The 14,649-nt window shown below is 63.6% G+C and carries 13 protein-coding genes and 3 pseudogenes; 9 read left to right on the forward strand and 7 right to left on the reverse strand.

Translation table 11 applies throughout. From position 1 onward, the window contains the following. Positions 1–5: 5 nt before the first annotated feature. The gene (locus tag F9288_RS06265; protein WP_217482595.1) at positions 6–1,307 is read right to left on the reverse strand and encodes an MFS transporter; all 1,302 of its coding nucleotides are present in this window, start codon (positions 1,305–1,307) and stop codon (positions 6–8) included. Between the two features lie 173 nt (positions 1,308–1,480). Here F9288_RS06265 and F9288_RS06270 point away from each other — a divergent pair, with 173 nt between their 5' ends. From F9288_RS06270 to F9288_RS06290, 5 genes are all read left to right on the forward strand, one after another. Continuing rightward, on the forward strand, positions 1,481–2,002 hold the full coding sequence (locus tag F9288_RS06270) for a MaoC family dehydratase N-terminal domain-containing protein (RefSeq protein ID WP_174835834.1): 522 nt from the start codon (positions 1,481–1,483) through the stop codon (positions 2,000–2,002). After that, complete coding sequence (locus F9288_RS06275; RefSeq protein ID WP_174835835.1) at positions 1,999–2,403, forward strand: acyl dehydratase; 405 nt, start codon at positions 1,999–2,001, stop codon at positions 2,401–2,403. The genes F9288_RS06270 and F9288_RS06275 overlap by 4 nt, the downstream gene beginning before the upstream one ends. Then, on the forward strand, positions 2,400–2,759 hold the full coding sequence (locus F9288_RS06280) for a hypothetical protein (RefSeq protein WP_174835836.1): 360 nt from the start codon (positions 2,400–2,402) through the stop codon (positions 2,757–2,759). Before F9288_RS06275 ends, F9288_RS06280 begins: the two co-directional genes overlap by 4 nt. After that, a complete protein-coding gene (locus tag F9288_RS06285; protein WP_174835837.1) occupies positions 2,756–3,919 on the forward strand; it encodes an acyl-CoA dehydrogenase family protein in 1,164 nt (387 codons plus the stop codon). The genes F9288_RS06280 and F9288_RS06285 overlap by 4 nt, the downstream gene beginning before the upstream one ends. A 118-nt stretch (positions 3,920–4,037) precedes the next feature. Further along, on the forward strand, positions 4,038–4,775 hold the full coding sequence (locus F9288_RS06290; protein ID WP_174835838.1) for an IclR family transcriptional regulator: 738 nt from the start codon (positions 4,038–4,040) through the stop codon (positions 4,773–4,775). A 499-nt stretch (positions 4,776–5,274) separates the two neighbouring features. On the opposite strand, the gene F9288_RS06295 is transcribed toward F9288_RS06290, so the two are convergent. The 5 genes and pseudogenes from F9288_RS06295 to F9288_RS06315 form a co-directional block, all read right to left on the reverse strand. Further along, positions 5,275–6,801: an IS66 family transposase gene (locus F9288_RS06295; RefSeq protein WP_174838910.1), complete on the reverse strand. Its 1,527-nt coding sequence runs from the start codon at positions 6,799–6,801 to the stop codon at positions 5,275–5,277. A 154-nt stretch (positions 6,802–6,955) separates the two neighbouring features. Beyond that, a complete protein-coding gene (tnpB, locus tag F9288_RS06300) occupies positions 6,956–7,309 on the reverse strand; it encodes an IS66 family insertion sequence element accessory protein TnpB (RefSeq protein ID WP_174835839.1) in 354 nt (117 codons plus the stop codon). After that, on the reverse strand, positions 7,306–7,749 hold the full coding sequence (locus tag F9288_RS06305) for a transposase (protein WP_174835840.1): 444 nt from the start codon (positions 7,747–7,749) through the stop codon (positions 7,306–7,308). The genes tnpB and F9288_RS06305 overlap by 4 nt, the downstream gene beginning before the upstream one ends. A gap of 144 nt (positions 7,750–7,893) precedes the next feature. Further along, positions 7,894–8,274, reverse strand: a pseudogene (locus F9288_RS06310) (oxidoreductase C-terminal domain-containing protein); the annotation flags it as partial. Positions 8,275–8,311: 37 nt separating this feature from the next. Beyond that, positions 8,312–8,449, reverse strand: a pseudogene (locus F9288_RS06315) (IS3 family transposase); the annotation flags it as partial. A gap of 345 nt (positions 8,450–8,794) precedes the next feature. On the opposite strand from F9288_RS06315, the gene F9288_RS06320 reads away from it, so the two are divergent. Next, positions 8,795–8,992 (forward strand): hypothetical protein, encoded by a 198-nt coding sequence (locus tag F9288_RS06320; RefSeq protein ID WP_174835842.1) that lies wholly within the window; start codon positions 8,795–8,797, stop codon positions 8,990–8,992. Beyond that, the gene (locus tag F9288_RS06325; RefSeq protein WP_174835843.1) at positions 8,982–11,054 is read left to right on the forward strand and encodes a recombinase family protein; all 2,073 of its coding nucleotides are present in this window, start codon (positions 8,982–8,984) and stop codon (positions 11,052–11,054) included. The genes F9288_RS06320 and F9288_RS06325 overlap by 11 nt, the downstream gene beginning before the upstream one ends. A 23-nt stretch (positions 11,055–11,077) precedes the next feature. On the opposite strand, the pseudogene F9288_RS06330 reads toward F9288_RS06325, so the two are convergent. After that, positions 11,078–11,763: pseudogene (locus F9288_RS06330) on the reverse strand (IS3 family transposase); the annotation flags it as partial. Positions 11,764–12,024: 261 nt separating this feature from the next. Between F9288_RS06330 and F9288_RS06335 the strand changes: the two are divergent. Together F9288_RS06335 and F9288_RS06340 are read left to right on the forward strand one after the other, a co-directional pair. Continuing rightward, positions 12,025–12,906: an integrase arm-type DNA-binding domain-containing protein gene (locus tag F9288_RS06335; RefSeq protein WP_254621097.1), complete on the forward strand. Its 882-nt coding sequence runs from the start codon at positions 12,025–12,027 to the stop codon at positions 12,904–12,906. Further along, a complete protein-coding gene (locus tag F9288_RS06340) occupies positions 12,887–14,644 on the forward strand; it encodes a hypothetical protein (RefSeq protein ID WP_174835844.1) in 1,758 nt (585 codons plus the stop codon). Before F9288_RS06335 ends, F9288_RS06340 begins: the two co-directional genes overlap by 20 nt. Positions 14,645–14,649 lie beyond the last annotated feature (5 nt).

Consider the following 14,649-nt stretch of genomic DNA (forward strand, 5'->3'; position numbering starts at 1 on the left):
GGCGGTTATCGGGTGATCTCGTCCGGGATCGACCGTCGGGCCGACCAGAAGAGCCAGGCGGGCACGAGTCCGACAAAGGACGCGGCTACCAGCGCAGCCTGGACGCCCCTGGCCGCCCCGAAGCCCCAGCCCGAGGAAAACCAGTCGCTCAGGATACCCACGGTGAGCGGTCCGAGACCGAGACCGATGAGATTCAGGACCAGCAAGAGGATCGCAGTGGCCGTGGCCCGTACATGTGCGGGAGCCACCCCCTGCTGAGTCGTGTGCACCGGACCGAACCACATCGAGTTGAAGAGGCAGGGGATGGTCAGGAAAAGCAGAGCCGCGCCGGCATTTGGCATGAGGATCGCGGCGATGAAGGTCGGGACGGTAAGCAGGGCCGCGACCGCCGGCACGGTGCCGTAATGGCGGACGTCACCCCGGCTGATGCGATCGGCGAGTTGCCCGCCGAGCCAGACGCCGAAAAGGCCCGAAATTCCGCTGGCGAGACCGAGCGCCAACCCTAGAAACCCGGCGCGTTCCAACCCGATTACTCTTCCGAGCGACGCGAGTTCGGCACCGTGCATACGAAAGAAGTAAGAGGCGATGAAGGGCGCCTGCCCATAGCTCACGAAAGCCTGGAAGGCCGTGCCTAGGACGAATAGTCGGTACGAGCGGATCCTCCACAGAGTGCGCGTGGCATCGACCAACGTCGTAGGGGAGGATGACGCCGGCGTCGCCGCATTCGCCCGCGGCTCCCGAAGAAGGAGCAGGGCCAGTCCGCCGAGCAGCAGGCCGGGCAGGCCCACGACCAGAAAAGCATGGCGCCAACCCACCAGATCGAAGAGCATTCCACCGAGCGCGAGGCCGAGGAGAGATCCCAACGGCACGCCCATGTGGTAATGGGCGAGGGTCGAGGCTCGCTTTTCGGGGGGCGAATAATCCATGATGAGCGAGGTCGCCGGCGGCGTCAGTCCAGCCTCCCCGATGCCGACTCCGACACGCGCCGCCAGCAGCAGCGCGAAATTCGATGCGAAGCCGCTGGCCGCCGTGAAAAGGCTCCAGGCAATCACGGCGGTGCCGATGATTCGAGGCCGGTTCGCCCGGTCAGCCAGGCGTGCAATGGGCAAGCCCGCGATAGTATATAGCACGGCGAAGGCGAGGCCCGTCATGATGCCTATCTGCCAGTCGGCCAGACGCAACTCATGGCGGATCGGTTCTGCCAGGATGTTGATGATCTGGCGGTCGAGAAAGCTCAGCGCGAACAGCGCCAGCATCAACGAAACCGCCCATCGGCGATAACCGGCCGGTTGTGGCGCGAAGGCCACCGTCTCTTCTCCTAGTGCCTGCACGCGAATCCCTCGTCAGGTCGATAGCTATTGTTCTACTGCATGGAACGACATTACCTGTCAATGGCGGCCTATTCCCCGTTCGACATTGACCGTCCACATCTAAACAGGTAACGTCGTTCTACTAGATAGAATATTGCGGGAGAGTCGTGTTGAGCGAGTTGGATCCGACCTTGGAGGCGTATCGACTTCAGATGGCCGATCGGATAGGTGTGCGGCATCGGGCGCACATCGGTATCCTCGATGGCCGCACGATCAGTCGCTACGCTCTCGCCGTTGGCGATCTTGCGCCAATTCACCATGATCAGGAAGCGGCCACCGCCGCCGGCTTCCCCGGCGTCGTCGCATCGCCCAACCTGCTGTCCGCGATAGCCGATTGGGGAGCAGGTGCTCGCGAAGGCGACCTCGCGCCGGACGGAATTGCCCGCGATCCTACGACTGCGACGCTTCGTGTCATGGGCGCGGGCGAGGAGCTCGATCTGCTCCGACCAGTAACGGCGGGGCTCGATTTATATCACGAGGAGGTGATCGAGCGGGTCGATCTCAAGCATGGTCGCAGCGGAGCCATCGTGTTTGTGACGGCATTGCACGAATTCTCGGACGCGACCGGCGTCCTCTACAACCGCAACCGGCGGACGGTCCTCGCCAGGGCGGAGAAAGGCGGTGATGCGTGAGCGAGACCATGACGCCGGGCCAGGCGCTGCCCGAGATCACGATGCGGCCGAGCGCCCTACAGCTCTTTCGCTACAGCGCTGTCACATGGAATAGCCACCGCATCCACTACGATCTGGACTGGGCGAAGCAGGAGGGCCACGCGGGTCTCGTTGTCCATTCGCATCTCCATGCGGCGAATGCGATCCGCGCCCTTACCGAAGGGATCGGCCCCGGTTGGCGGGTCGACAAGGTCGCCTACCGCATCGTCCGGTCTGCGGTGGCGGGCGACGTGCTCACGGCATCAGCGCAGCTTGAGACGGCTTCGGAGGACGGAAACGTCCTGGAATTCTCCCTGCACGAGATCAACCAGCACGGCGAGGCGTGTCTGGAGGGGATCGCCACGGTGAGCCGTCGGCCATGAGCGGCCTTGGCATCCGCGAAGCCTGGCGGCCATTCAATCAGGAAGCGATCAGCGAACTGAGCGCCGTCCTAGGCGTCTACGAGATCGGCAACTCGACGGGCGAAACGCTTCGCATTGGCTATGCCGGTGGGCGGTCCCTCTTCGGCTTGCGCTCCGAGCTCGTCGATTTGCTGAACGCCAGCGTCCCGGACGGATGTTGTTTCCGCGTCGAGTGCAACATGCAGTATATGTCGCGGTGGAAGGAGCTGCTGATGGACCATGTGGCCCGTCATGGATCCATTCCACCGCTCAACCCGCCCGAAGACGCTACGAACATCGGGCAACTGGGACAACGGGTAAGGGGAGAGCAGCTATGATTGATTTCACGCCGAGCGAGGAGCAGCAGGCACTGATCGATGTGATCCGGCGCTTCGTCCGCGAGGAGATCATTCCGCTAGAGGCCGACCTCGACCCGGACGCGGCCGAGCTCAAGCCGAGGGATTTCACGCGCCTGCGGCAGAAGGTCCGCGATCTCGGTCTATACGGGATGGATATTCCCGAGGAATTTGGGGGGCCGGGTCTCGACGTCACGACGCGTGCCCTACTGGCAATGGAGATGACGCAGCACCGCGGCGGCCTTTACACCGCCTGCTACGGCGTCTTTGGCGGTGCGGGACTGGCTCAGCTCTATGAGGCGACCGACGATCAAAAGGAGCGCTACCTCTATCCCACTCTGCGCGGCGAGAAGCGCGGCTTTTTCGGCCTGAGCGAGCCCAGCGGCGGGAGCGATCCCGCCCGTGCGATCCGCACGAAGGCGGTGAAGGACGACGACGAGTGGGTCATCAATGGCTCAAAGCTATGGATCAGTGGCGCCGACGATGCCGATTACGGCATCCTCTTCACCCGCACGGGTGAAGGTCGGGAGGGCATCACCGCCTTCATCATCGACACCGACACCCCAGGCTTCCAAGTTCGCCGCGTCGTCCACACGCTGCGATCCGCACACTACGCGACCGAGCTGTCGCTGGACGACGTTCGGGTGTCGGACGCGCAGCGCCTGGGCCCTGTCGGCCAGGGGTTCGCCTTGGCCAACGACCGGCTGAGCGCGCAGCGCATCCCTTATGCGGCGCAGTGCATCGGTGTAGCCGAGATGGCGCATCGGATGGCGATCGACTACGCCCAGTTACGCGAGACATTCGGCCAGCGCCTCGCCGCGCGGCAGGGTATCCAATGGATGCTCGTCGATAACGAGATCGATCTTCGCAGCGCCCGCCTGTTAGTGCTCGCTGCCGCCGCGAAGGCGGATCGAGGCGAACCGTTTCGGACTGACGCTGCGGTGGCGAAAATCGTCGCCACTGAGGCAGCCGGGCGGGTGGTCGACCGCGCGATCCAGATTCACGGTGGACTTGGGGTCAGCAAGGAGCTTCCGCTCGAACGCTGGTATCGCGAGCTTCGTATACGCCGGATAGGGGAAGGACCCACCGAAGTTCAGAAGATGATCGTCGCGCGCGATCTTCTGGGTAAGATCGCAGGCTAACCCTAAACTGGTGCTGGACCCGCCCACCGCGCCAAACTATGTTTAGGTCCATGATCGCCGCTGGTCTCCCGAAACGACGACTTTGCTCAGGGTTGCGATCTCGATACGGCGTTCAGGAATGACGCCTGCGGTGCTGCGCACGCTGCGCATACTGGACCATCTTGCACGTCATGGCGCGCAACGTCTCTCCGACTTGGCCCGAGAGTTTGCTTTGCCGAAAAGCAATATCCACCGTCTTTTGCAAAGCTTGGCAGAAGAGGGGTTCGTGGAGCAAGAGGAGAACACGGGGCGTTATCTCGCCAGCATGAAGGTCTATGAACTCGGCGCGATGATCGCCAACCGTAATCCGGTGAGGCGCGCCGCGGCCCCCTTCGTCCAGCAACTACACCAAGCGACCGGCGAAACCGTTGCGCTCGCGATACTGACCGACACCGACATCGTATACATTGACCGGATACTCTCGCCGAACCCATTGCGCGGCTCGCTCCGGGAGGGATTCAGGGTGCCGGCTGCTTTCACCGCCGCCGGTAAGGTGATGTTGGCCCATCATCCAGATGGCGATGCCCTACTCGACCGGATCCTTTCCGGAGTACCCGAGGCCATAGATCTCGTGCGCGAGGACATCTTCGAGGAGTTCGAGACGATCCGTCGCCAAGGCTATGCCGTCAGCCGCGGCGGCTGGACCCGCGGCATCAACAGCATCGCCTGCGTGATCTGCGAACGCGAGGCGATTCCCACCGCCGCGCTCGCCCTCGTCGTTCCGACTGAGCGAATGCCCGACGAACTGATCCCTTCGGCTGCACTTAAGGTCATGGGCGCCTGCGAGAAGATAAACGGGCTCTTCCAGTTGCGCTGAAGAGTTGAGCGCCTCATTCCCTGTTGCCCATGCCTTAAAGGTGATGCTCAGGGTCTTGTCGGCGACCATGGCTAGTCCTGTGTAGCGGTCGGTTGAGGAATCCTCGATCGGCGCGGGCTAGTATCGCGCACATAGTCGATTTCGGCCGCAACCGCGGGCGCGTTGAGCAATCGCGCGCCGACCGCGAGAAAGCCGAGCAGTATCGCAAGTCGGTAGACTGAAACAATCGAACAGGCGGGCTATTCGAGAAGGATATAAGCACTGCCTATGACGATTCTGAACTGCGTGAACCGGTGACGTCCAGGTCGCGCGGCAGTCCAAGTACCTTGCCGACCTCGGCCACCGCGCCACGCGTGCGATACCTGGTGACGACCGCAGTGAGCGCCGACCGATGGAGACCGTAGGCCTCTTGGATCCAATGGATGATTTCCTAGCGCCGCTCATGCGTAAGCGGTAAAAATCCCCCACGTGGCGCGCGGCGGTGGCTTAAATCGGCCAGTCAGGCGGCGTTTGCGATGCTGCTCATTTCGAACATCGCTTGCGCGGCGTTGGTATCGACCCAGTTATAGGGCAGCAGGTCGTCGATCGGATCGGTGTCGGCGCGTGTGATGATCCGGGCGAGGACATCGCAGAGATAGGCGTAGGGGTTGATGTCCAGCATCTTGCAGGTTTCGACCAGAGAGGAGATCGCCGCCCAGTTTTCAGCACCGAGCTGGTGACCGGTGAAGAGTGCATTTTTTCTTTGGAGAGTCACCGGCCTGATAGCGCGTTCGGCGGCATTGTTGTCGATCTCGATCCTGCCGTCGTCGAGGAAGCGTGTGAAGCCCGCCCAGCGCTTGAGCGCATATTTCATCGCGTCGCTGGTTGCCGATCCGGTCATCATGCGCGGAGCGGTGGCGACGAACCAGGCATGGAGCTTGTCGACCAGCGGACGGGTTCGCTCCAGCCTGACGGCGAGGCGCTCTTCGGGTCTTCGGCCCCGGATTTCCTTCTCGATGCCATAGATTTCGGCAATGCGCTGCAAGGCATCCTGCGCGACCGGAGCGTCGCTGCCGGCATCAATAAACTTGCGGCGCAGATGAGCCCAGCAGTAGGACTTGGTGACACCGGCGTTGGCGCCATCGTCCTTGCCGAACTGGTCATAGGCCTGCCAAGCATCGACCTGCAGGATGCCCTGGTAGGATCCGAGCAACTGCCTGGCCCACATCTTTCCGCGTCCCGGCATATAGGTGTAGAGCGCCAGAGGCGGATCGGCGCCGCCGTGCGTGCGATCGTCGCGCACCGTGACCCACATGTAGCCGGTCTTCGTCTTGCCCGTTCCCGGTGCCAGCACCTTGACCGTGGTCTCGTCGACGAACAGGCGACCGCTGGCCAGCGCATCGACGCGCATCCGGTTGGTGATCGGCATCAGCGCGGCGATGCCGCGGCCGACCCAGTTCGCCAGGGTGGCGCGGCTGATCTCGATGCCCTGCCGGGCGAGAATCTTCGACTGGCGGTACAGAGGCAGATGGTCGCAATATTTGTTGATCAGGACGTCGGCGACCAGCGCCTCGGTCGGCAAACCGCCCGGCACCACGTGCGCCGGGGCTGGAGCCTGGGTCACGCCATCGCCGCAGCAACGGCAGGCATAGCGCGGGCGGATCGTCACCATCACGCGATGCTGTGCGGGAATGATGTCGAGCCGTTCGGAACGGTCTTCGCCGATCTTGTGCAGTGCGCCGCCGCAGACGCATTGCAGGCTCTCGGGCTTGATGACAGTCTCGAAGCGCGGTAGATGGGCCGGCAGCGACGCGCGCTCGGCATCCGCAGGCCGGCGGCGGCGCTTTTTTAGGCCGTAGCGCTCGCCTTCTTCCGCCGTCTTCTCCTGGAGTCCCTCGGCTTCGGCAAGGGCAACCTGTTCATCCTCCAGGACGAGCGCCAGCTGGTCCGCCGGCAGCTTTTCCGAACGCTTGCTGAAGGTCGTGCGGTTGATCAGCTTGAGGATATGCTCGAACCGAGCGGCGCGAGCGCGCTCGGCCAGCACCATGGCCTTAAGCTGCCCGACATCGTCGGGAAGCTCGTCATATCCGGCCTCGAAGCCGGTCTCGACAGGGGGTTCGGGATGCGCCTCCACGCCCGCATGCTAAACGATATCGGGCACTTTGGAACGATCTTGCGCCAGGCAGAATCAGGCGTGCGACCTACTGCGCATGGAGCGGCTTCGGCACGCGCGGCACATGCACGCGCGACCAGTCCAACCCCTCGAATAGCGCGGCGGCCTGTGCCGCCGAGAGCCTCATCACTCCGTCTCCCGGTCGGGGCCAGCGGAACTTCCCATCCTGCAATCGCTTCGTCACAAGGACGAGCCCGGTGCCGTCCCAAACTAGGAGCTTTATCCTGTCCGCCCGGCGCGCCCGGAAAATAAAAAGCATGCCGGAGAATGGGTCGAGCCGCAGTTCGCGCTGCACCAGCGAGGCAAGGCCCACCATGCCCTTCCTGAAGTCCACGGGCTGCGTCGCGACCAGCACCTTCAACGGTCCGGGCGGGATGATCATGTATTCGCCTGCACAGCCAGAAGCACCCGTTCGATGTGATCGGCATCCACATCGGACGGAATGCGGATCGACAGCCCGGCAGTTTCGATGACGATCTGCCCGCCAGCCTTCGGCGTCGCAGGTGCCGATGACACGGCAGGCGTCGGTGGAGCGGGCGGTATCGGCGGGCCATCGATCACGGCCGGGACGAAACCCATCTCCTCGGCACGCTCCCTGAAACGTCCCCGCCAGGTGTAGAGTTGTTGCGGCAGCATCCCGTGGCGCCGGGCAACCTCGGCCACATTCGCCCCCTCCTGGAAGCTCTCCGATATGATCCGCGCCCTCGCCGCCGGCGTCCATCCCCGTTTGCCACTCGGCAGGGGAATGACGTCCAGGCGCTCGGCCTTGCCTGTCCTCTCCACCCTGTCAGTTTCGAAACCTGTTTCGAAATCCCCGCTCATCATCACCCTCGCAAACACAAGGGACACCCCTAACAGATCGCCAAACCCTGAAAATGTGGGGGATTTCTACCGCTTACGAACGGGTCCGACCAGTCGAATCCGAACGCATGAGGCATAGCTTAACTATTCCCGGTATCGGCCAGATCAGGCTAGGTCTTTCAAGGGAAGGGATGTGTCGGCCAACCTTTGGGGATTGGCGCAAACCCCGCGCTCGACCAGCTTCCTCCCTTGCACGTAATCCTTCGCTGAATTAACGCAGTCCAGCGCGACGATGCGCCCTTGTTTTAAATGCACGATTGAAAAGCTGCGGCTCGCTGGATCGCCCCGCACAATTGCTAGATCGTACTCATTCGACAGTCCGACGGTCTGGAGCTTAAGATCATATTGATTAGACCAGAACCACGGAACGGCCTCGTATTTTGCCTTCTCACCAAGGATTGACCTCGCCGCGACAGTGGCTTGATCAGTGGCATTTTGGACGGACTCGATTCTTATTTCAGCACCTCCGGCGAATCGGTTTGCGTGGATTGACCGGCCCCCACGGAGTGGTCCGGGCTATATGTTAGTGCATTGACGCCTCCATCGCCAGTGTTGGCCGTAGGTGGAGCGAAGCGGAACCGGAGGGCGACACTGGCGATGGAAGGGCTTCCGGCGCCGGTGGGCGATATCCCAGCGAGCTATGCGGCCGGACCGTGTTGTACAACGGGGCGCCAGAACGCCCACGGGACCGACGTTCGTGAGGTTCTCTATCCGTGGCATCCCTGGACCGGGCGTCAGGTTCACATTCATGAAGCCGTAGAGCGGGCGGGTTCGGATATTTTCCGCTGCAGTATTGCGGGGGCGACGTCCGACCGGTGGCTTGAGATTCCCGCGTGGATGTTCGACCGCGCGGTTTGCGCCATGGTGCGTATCGGCGCCGCGCCCCAGGTCGATTTAGGCGCCCTGAGCGCCCTGGCCAGGCTGCTGCAGGCGGCGGGGTCGGTTTCGGCTTTGTCGGTTTCGAGCGCAGCATTGGGGCCTCACGACTCGCATCGGGGAGGCCTCAATGGCGCGCAAGTCCATGACGTTGCAGTTCGATCTGTTCTCCAGCCCACGCGATTTCGAGATCACGCAGACACCGCGATGGCAGACGCTGCCTGCACAGACGCGCCAGACGCTGACGCCGCTGATCGTACGCCTGCTTCTCGACCACGTCGACGGCGATCCCGTCGCGGAGCCGCAGGAGATGTGCGATGATCTTTGAGAAGATCGGGCCGCAGCATCTCGAACGCAAGGCGATCCTGTATGTGCGGCAGTCCTCGCCCTATCAGGTCATCCACAACCGCGAGAGCAGCGCCCTGCAATACGCCATGCGCGATCGTCTCACAGCACTGGGCTGGTCGCGCATCGAGACGGTCGACGACGATCTCGGCCGGTCGGCGGCAGGTGGCGTGACCCGCGCCGGTTTCGACCGGATGGTTGCCGAGGTCTGCCTTGGCAAGGTCGGCGCGGTCGCGGCGCGGGAAGTCTCACGCTTCGCCCGCAACAGCCGTGACTGGCAGCAGCTCATCGAGATGTGCCGCGTCGTCGATACGGTGCTGATCGACCAGGAGACCGTGTACGCGCCGCGCCAGGGCAATGACCCGCTGCTGCTCGGCCTGAAGGGCAGCCTTAACGAGTATGAGCTGGATCTTCTGCGCCAGCGTTCGCTCTCGGCGCGTTACGAGAAGGCCCGGCGCGGCGAACTCATCGTCGCGGCTCCAGTCGGGTTCGTGAAGGTTGGCGACCGGCTCGAGAAGGATCCCGATCGCCGGGTCCAGGAAGCCATTGCCCTCGTCTTCGACAAGGTGACCGAACTCGGCAGTGCACGGCAGGCGCTGCTCTGGTTCATCGAGCACGGCCTGGCTCTACCTGCAAAGCGCAACAACGGCGATGTCGTGTGGCGCCGGCCAAGCTATGCGACCATCCATCGGATGATCGAGAACCCAATCTACGGCGGCGCCTATGCCTATGGTAAAAGTCGCGCCGCTACCGGATATGAAGGGGCGGCCTTGCAACCGAGGATCCGCCGCAAGGCACGGGACGAGTGGCTGGCGCTGATCCCCGGCGCCCATGAAGGCTATGTCAGCTGGGAGCGATCGGAGGATATCCGCAAGATGGTGCGCGACAACGTCCCCGCCGGCCGACATCATGGCGCCCCGAAGCATGGCGATGCTCTGCTCGCCGGGCTCCTCCGCTGCCGGCGCTGCGGACGCAAGCTGACCGTGCGCTATACGGGTGCCAGACATGATATTCCTCGCTATTCCTGCTGGCGGGGGCTGCTCGACAATGGCGAGCCGCGCTGTATCGCCTTTGGCGGGCTGCGCGTCGACGATGCGATCGAGCAAGCGATCATCCCGGTCATCGAACCCGGAGCGATCACGGCCGCCGTCGAGGCCGAGGCGCAAGCCGCCAGTCGCCGCGATCAGGTTCGCGACGCGCTGATGCGCGATCTCGAGGCGGCCCGCTACGATGCCGATCGGGCGTTCCGGCAATATGATGCCGCCGATCCGCAGAATCGGCTGGTAACAGCGGAACTGGAGGTACGATGGAACCGGGCACTCACGCGTGTCGGCGACGTGGAAGCCAGGATCGCCGCGCACGACGCCTCGACTTCGCGTCCGGCGTCGCTGTCACTGAAGGATATCAATGGCCTTGCCGCCGACCTCAATGCCGTCTGGAATGCCCCGCACACCGATGCGCGCCTGAAGAAGCGCATCGTGCGAACCCTCATCCATGAGGTGATCGCCGATATCGACGACGAAGCGTCCGAGATCGTGCTGTTGCTCCACTGGACCGGCGGCGTCCACACCGAGTTGCGGCTGCCGAAGCGTCGCAGAGGGCAGCGCAACAGCACCGCCGCCGATATCATCGCCGCCGTGCAGCATCTCGTTCTCATCGCCAATGACGATCTGATCGCCGGCATCCTCAACCGGAACGGGCTGCTGACCGGGCACGGCAACCGCTGGACGCGCGAGCGGGTCACCGCCCTCAGATCGCATCACAGGATTTCGGTCTTCCGTGCGGCGACCGACGGCGATGCGCCGTGGCTCAACCTGAGCCAAGCCGCCCGTCACATCGGCGTGGCCCCGAAGACGCTCCGGCTCGCCGCCGAAGCCGGCGACATCGAAGGCGTCCATCCTCTGCCAGACGGCCCATGGATCTTCAGTCGGGCCGAACTTGGCGGAACAGCGGCTCAAAAACTCGTAGAACGCGCACGGCAAAACCCAAAATACCCCACGGGATCGCATCCCGATCAGCAAAGCCTATTCACTTCAACAACATAGACAGGTGGGTGTTATGAAGCAGGATTGTAATGTCGCCGCCAGCGTCCGATCAGGAGCTCGGCTTCCCGCACCGTGTAGAAGATCTCGCCGTTGAGCAGTTCGTCACGCAGCTTGCCGTTGAAGCTCTCGCAGTACCCATTCTCCCACGGTGATCCCGGCTCGATGTAGAGCGTCTTCACGCCGAGCCGGCCGAGCCAGTCGCGCACCGCATTGGCGGTAAATTCGGCGCCATTATCGGACCTAATATGCTCAGGCGGCCCGTGGCGGACGAACAGATCGGCAAGCACCGCCAGCACGTCATCGCTCTTGAGCTGGCGCTGGACATGAATCGCCAGGCACTCCCGGCTGTACTCGTCGATCACCGTCAGCATCCGAAACGCCTTGCCGTCATGCGTGCGATCCGCGACGAAGTCATAACTCCAGACATGGCCGCGATGTTGCGGTATGAGCCGCACGCACGATCCGTCGTTCAGCCAGAGCCGACCGCGTTCGGTTGCCGTTGTGGTAGTTTCAGCCCCTCCCGACGCCAGATGCGTTCGACCCGTTTGGCGTTCACCATCCAACCCTTGCCCCGTAGCAGGGCGGTGATCCGGCGATAGCCGTAGCGCCCGTAGGTCGAGGCCAGGCGGACGATCGCCGCCGTCAGGTGCTTCTCGTCGGATCGTGGCTTCGCCGGCTTACGCTGCGTCGAGCGATGCTGGCCGATCAATGGCACAATCGGGTCGTTAATGGACACCCGACACCGAAATTCTCCAATGATCTGAGTGCCCAGATTTGTCCTCTGTGGGGCACCAATACTGGCTCTGGATACGTCCAGCAGCGTCCAGTAAGCGGCTGGTTTCACAGCATTTTTAGACCGAGAATCGCCAGACACCGTCCGGCGAAATCCGGCTAAGGGCATGTGCAGCGACCACAAATGCTGCCCTTTTTGTTGCCCTCGGATCGACCCGGCCTTGCTGGGAAAACGACTATGCTGACCTACATCCAGATCAATGCCGCCAAGCCGAGAGCGAAGGCTTGGAACCTATCCGATTCTCAAAACCTGTATCTCGTCATACAGCCCAACGGCTCGAAGCTCTGGCGCTTCAACTACCGCTTTCTGGACAAGCAGAAGAAGCTTCATCTCGGTGGGTGGCCAACCATCAGCCTCGCCGAGGCACGGGTGCGGCGCGACGAGGCCAAGAAGAAGATCGCCGAGGGGATAGATCCGGCGCTCGAGAAGAAGCGCGCGCGGATCGCCGCGAAATATGCCGCTGCCAACACCTTCCAGGCGGTCGCCGAGGAATGGCTCATCAAATGCGAGCGCGACGGTTTGGCACCGGTGACCGTCGAAAAGATCCGCTGGCTTCTCGCCAAGGCATATCCGCTGATCGGCACCATCCCGATCGCGCAGATCACTCCGCATGAAGCCCTCGCGGTGCTGCGAAAGGTCGAGGCGACCGGCGCCTACGAAAGCGCGCGGCGCATGCGCAGCGTGCTCAGCCGGGTGTTTCGCTATGGCGTGGCAACCGTGCGATGCGACAAGGACGTCGCGGCTGACCTTCGCGGCGCGATCGCCGTGCCCAAGGTCGCCGTGGCCTCGATGCTGGGCCTGTCGATCCAGTCCGACGATCCGACGCCCGGCGTAATCGCCTATCTCAGAGACAAGCGCATCCTGCTGATCCTCGATACATGCGAGCATCTGATCGAGGCTGTGGCTGCCCTCGCGGCGCGGGTGTTCGCAGCGGCGCCGCGTCCATATTCTCGCAACGAGCCGCGAGGCGCTCGAGGTCAAGGGCGAGCGTGTCCACAGGCTGGTTCCGCTGGCCTGCCCGCCGGACGATGCCGCGGCGATGGCAGCGGCCGTCCATAGCTTCCCCGCCACCCAGCTCTTCATCGAGCGTGCGGCGGCGAGCGGCGCGGGTCTGGATCCCGGTGATGCGGACGCCGCGATCGTGGCCGGCATCTGCCGCAATCTGGGCGGCGTGCCCCTCGCCATCGAACTGGCAGCCCGCCGGGTCGAGGCTTATGGGCTACGGCAGATCGCAAGCCATCTCGACCAGAGCCTGGCCCTGTCCTGGGCCGGACCGCGCGGCGCGCCGTCACGCCAGAAAACCCTGCTTTCGACTTTGGAATGGAGCTATGGACTGCTCTCCGAACCCGAGCGGACGGTGCTGCGCCGGCTGGCGATCTTCGTCGGCGATTTCACGATCGAGGCGGCGCTTGCCGTGGTGACGAACGGGGCCATCGATGAGGCGGCCATGTTCGGTGCGGTGGACAGCCTCGTCGCCAAGTCGATGGTCGCGACCCGGCCCGCCGGAGCGATGATGCGCTACCGGCTCCTCGATACCACCCGCGCCTATGCGCTCGGGGTCGGCGATGGCGATGGTGAGGGCGAACGCGCAGAACTGGCAGCGCGGCACGCCGCTTATTATCGGGACTGGCTTGACCAGACCGGCGCCGCGTCCCGCATCCTGTCGAGTGGTGCCGAGCGTGCCGGTCATTTCGCCGCCCTCAACAATGTCCGTGCCGCCCTGGAATGGTGTTTCGGCGACGGCGGCGATGTGCGGATCGGCATCGACCTTGTCGCCGCGGCAGCGCCGGTGTTCCTTGCCATGTCGCTCCTGTCGGAATGCCATCGCTGGTCGGAGCGCGCGCTGCTCGAACTCGACGAGACCGGGCGCGGAGGACGCATGGAGATGCACTTCCAGGCCGCGATCGGCGTGGCGGTCATGTTCACCCGTGGTGGCCGGGACATGGCGCGCGTGGCGCTGCACCGAAGCCTTGCCATCGCCGAAGCGGCCGGCGACCGCTTCGAGGAATTGCAGGTACTGGGTCCACTGCAGCTTTTCTATATCCGGACGGGCGACTTCAGGACCGCACTGCACCACGCAAGGCGATGCGCCGCCATCGCCGAGACGCTGGAAGATCCGGTCGCCATGACGATCGCCCGCTCTCTTCTTGGCATGGCGCTGCATTTCAGCGGGGCGCTCGACGAGGCCCGCGCCGAACTGGAGGCGGCGCTGCGGAGCGCGCCGCGCGCGCAGCGGACGACCACGGTCTATATCGGCTTTGAATGCCGTATCCTCGCCGGCGCGGTGCTGGCGAGGACGCTCTGGTTGCAGGGCGATCGGACACAGGCGCTGGAACGCGCACGGCAGACCGTCAGTGACGCGGCCGACGCCGATCATGCGGTGACATCGTGCATCGCCTTGATCTGGTCGACTACCATCTTCCTGTGGGCCGGCGATTACGGTGACGCGGAGGATTATATCGGCCAGCTCGTCTCGCTTGCCGAGGCCAATTCCCTGATACCCTATCTTGCGGTGGCGCATAGCTTCGCCGCCGAACTCGCGCTTCGCCGGGGTGACGCCGACGGCAGCATCGATCGCCTCCAGGATGGCATCGGCGAACTGCGCGTCGCACCCTATGGGATGCTCGACACGCCGTTCAACATCGCGCTTGTCGAAGCCCTTATCGATGCGGGGCGCCTCGTTGAAGGCCGCGTCCTGCTTGACAACACGATCGCGCAGGTCGAAGCGAAGGGCGACGCCTGTTATGGTGCGGAACTGGCGCGCGTGAAGGCCCGCTTCCTGGCGATGCCGGAATAAAGGGC

Source organism: Sphingomonas sp. CL5.1, assembly GCF_013344685.1.
In the GTDB taxonomy this organism is placed as follows: Bacteria; Pseudomonadota; Alphaproteobacteria; order Sphingomonadales; family Sphingomonadaceae; genus Sphingomonas.

Excerpts from the sequence above, each read along its gene's own strand:
- F9288_RS06280 (WP_174835836.1), top strand. The coding sequence starts at position 2,400 with ATGAGCGGCCTTGGCATCCGCGAAGCCTGGCGGCCATTCAATCAGGAA.
- F9288_RS06285 (WP_174835837.1), top strand. The coding sequence starts at position 2,756 with ATGATTGATTTCACGCCGAGCGAGGAGCAGCAGGCACTGATCGATGTG.
- F9288_RS06290 (WP_174835838.1), top strand. The coding sequence starts at position 4,038 with ATGACGCCTGCGGTGCTGCGCACGCTGCGCATACTGGACCATCTTGCA.
- F9288_RS06295 (WP_174838910.1), bottom strand. The coding sequence starts at position 6,801 with ATGGTGCTGGCCGAGCGCGCTCGCGCCGCTCGGTTCGAGCATATCCTC.
- tnpB (WP_174835839.1), bottom strand. The coding sequence starts at position 7,309 with ATGATCATCCCGCCCGGACCGTTGAAGGTGCTGGTCGCGACGCAGCCC.
- F9288_RS06305 (WP_174835840.1), bottom strand. The coding sequence starts at position 7,749 with ATGAGCGGGGATTTCGAAACAGGTTTCGAAACTGACAGGGTGGAGAGG.
- F9288_RS06320 (WP_174835842.1), top strand. The coding sequence starts at position 8,795 with ATGGCGCGCAAGTCCATGACGTTGCAGTTCGATCTGTTCTCCAGCCCA.
- F9288_RS06325 (WP_174835843.1), top strand. The coding sequence starts at position 8,982 with ATGATCTTTGAGAAGATCGGGCCGCAGCATCTCGAACGCAAGGCGATC.
- F9288_RS06335 (WP_254621097.1), top strand. The coding sequence starts at position 12,025 with ATGCTGACCTACATCCAGATCAATGCCGCCAAGCCGAGAGCGAAGGCT.
- F9288_RS06340 (WP_174835844.1), top strand. The coding sequence starts at position 12,887 with ATGGCAGCGGCCGTCCATAGCTTCCCCGCCACCCAGCTCTTCATCGAG.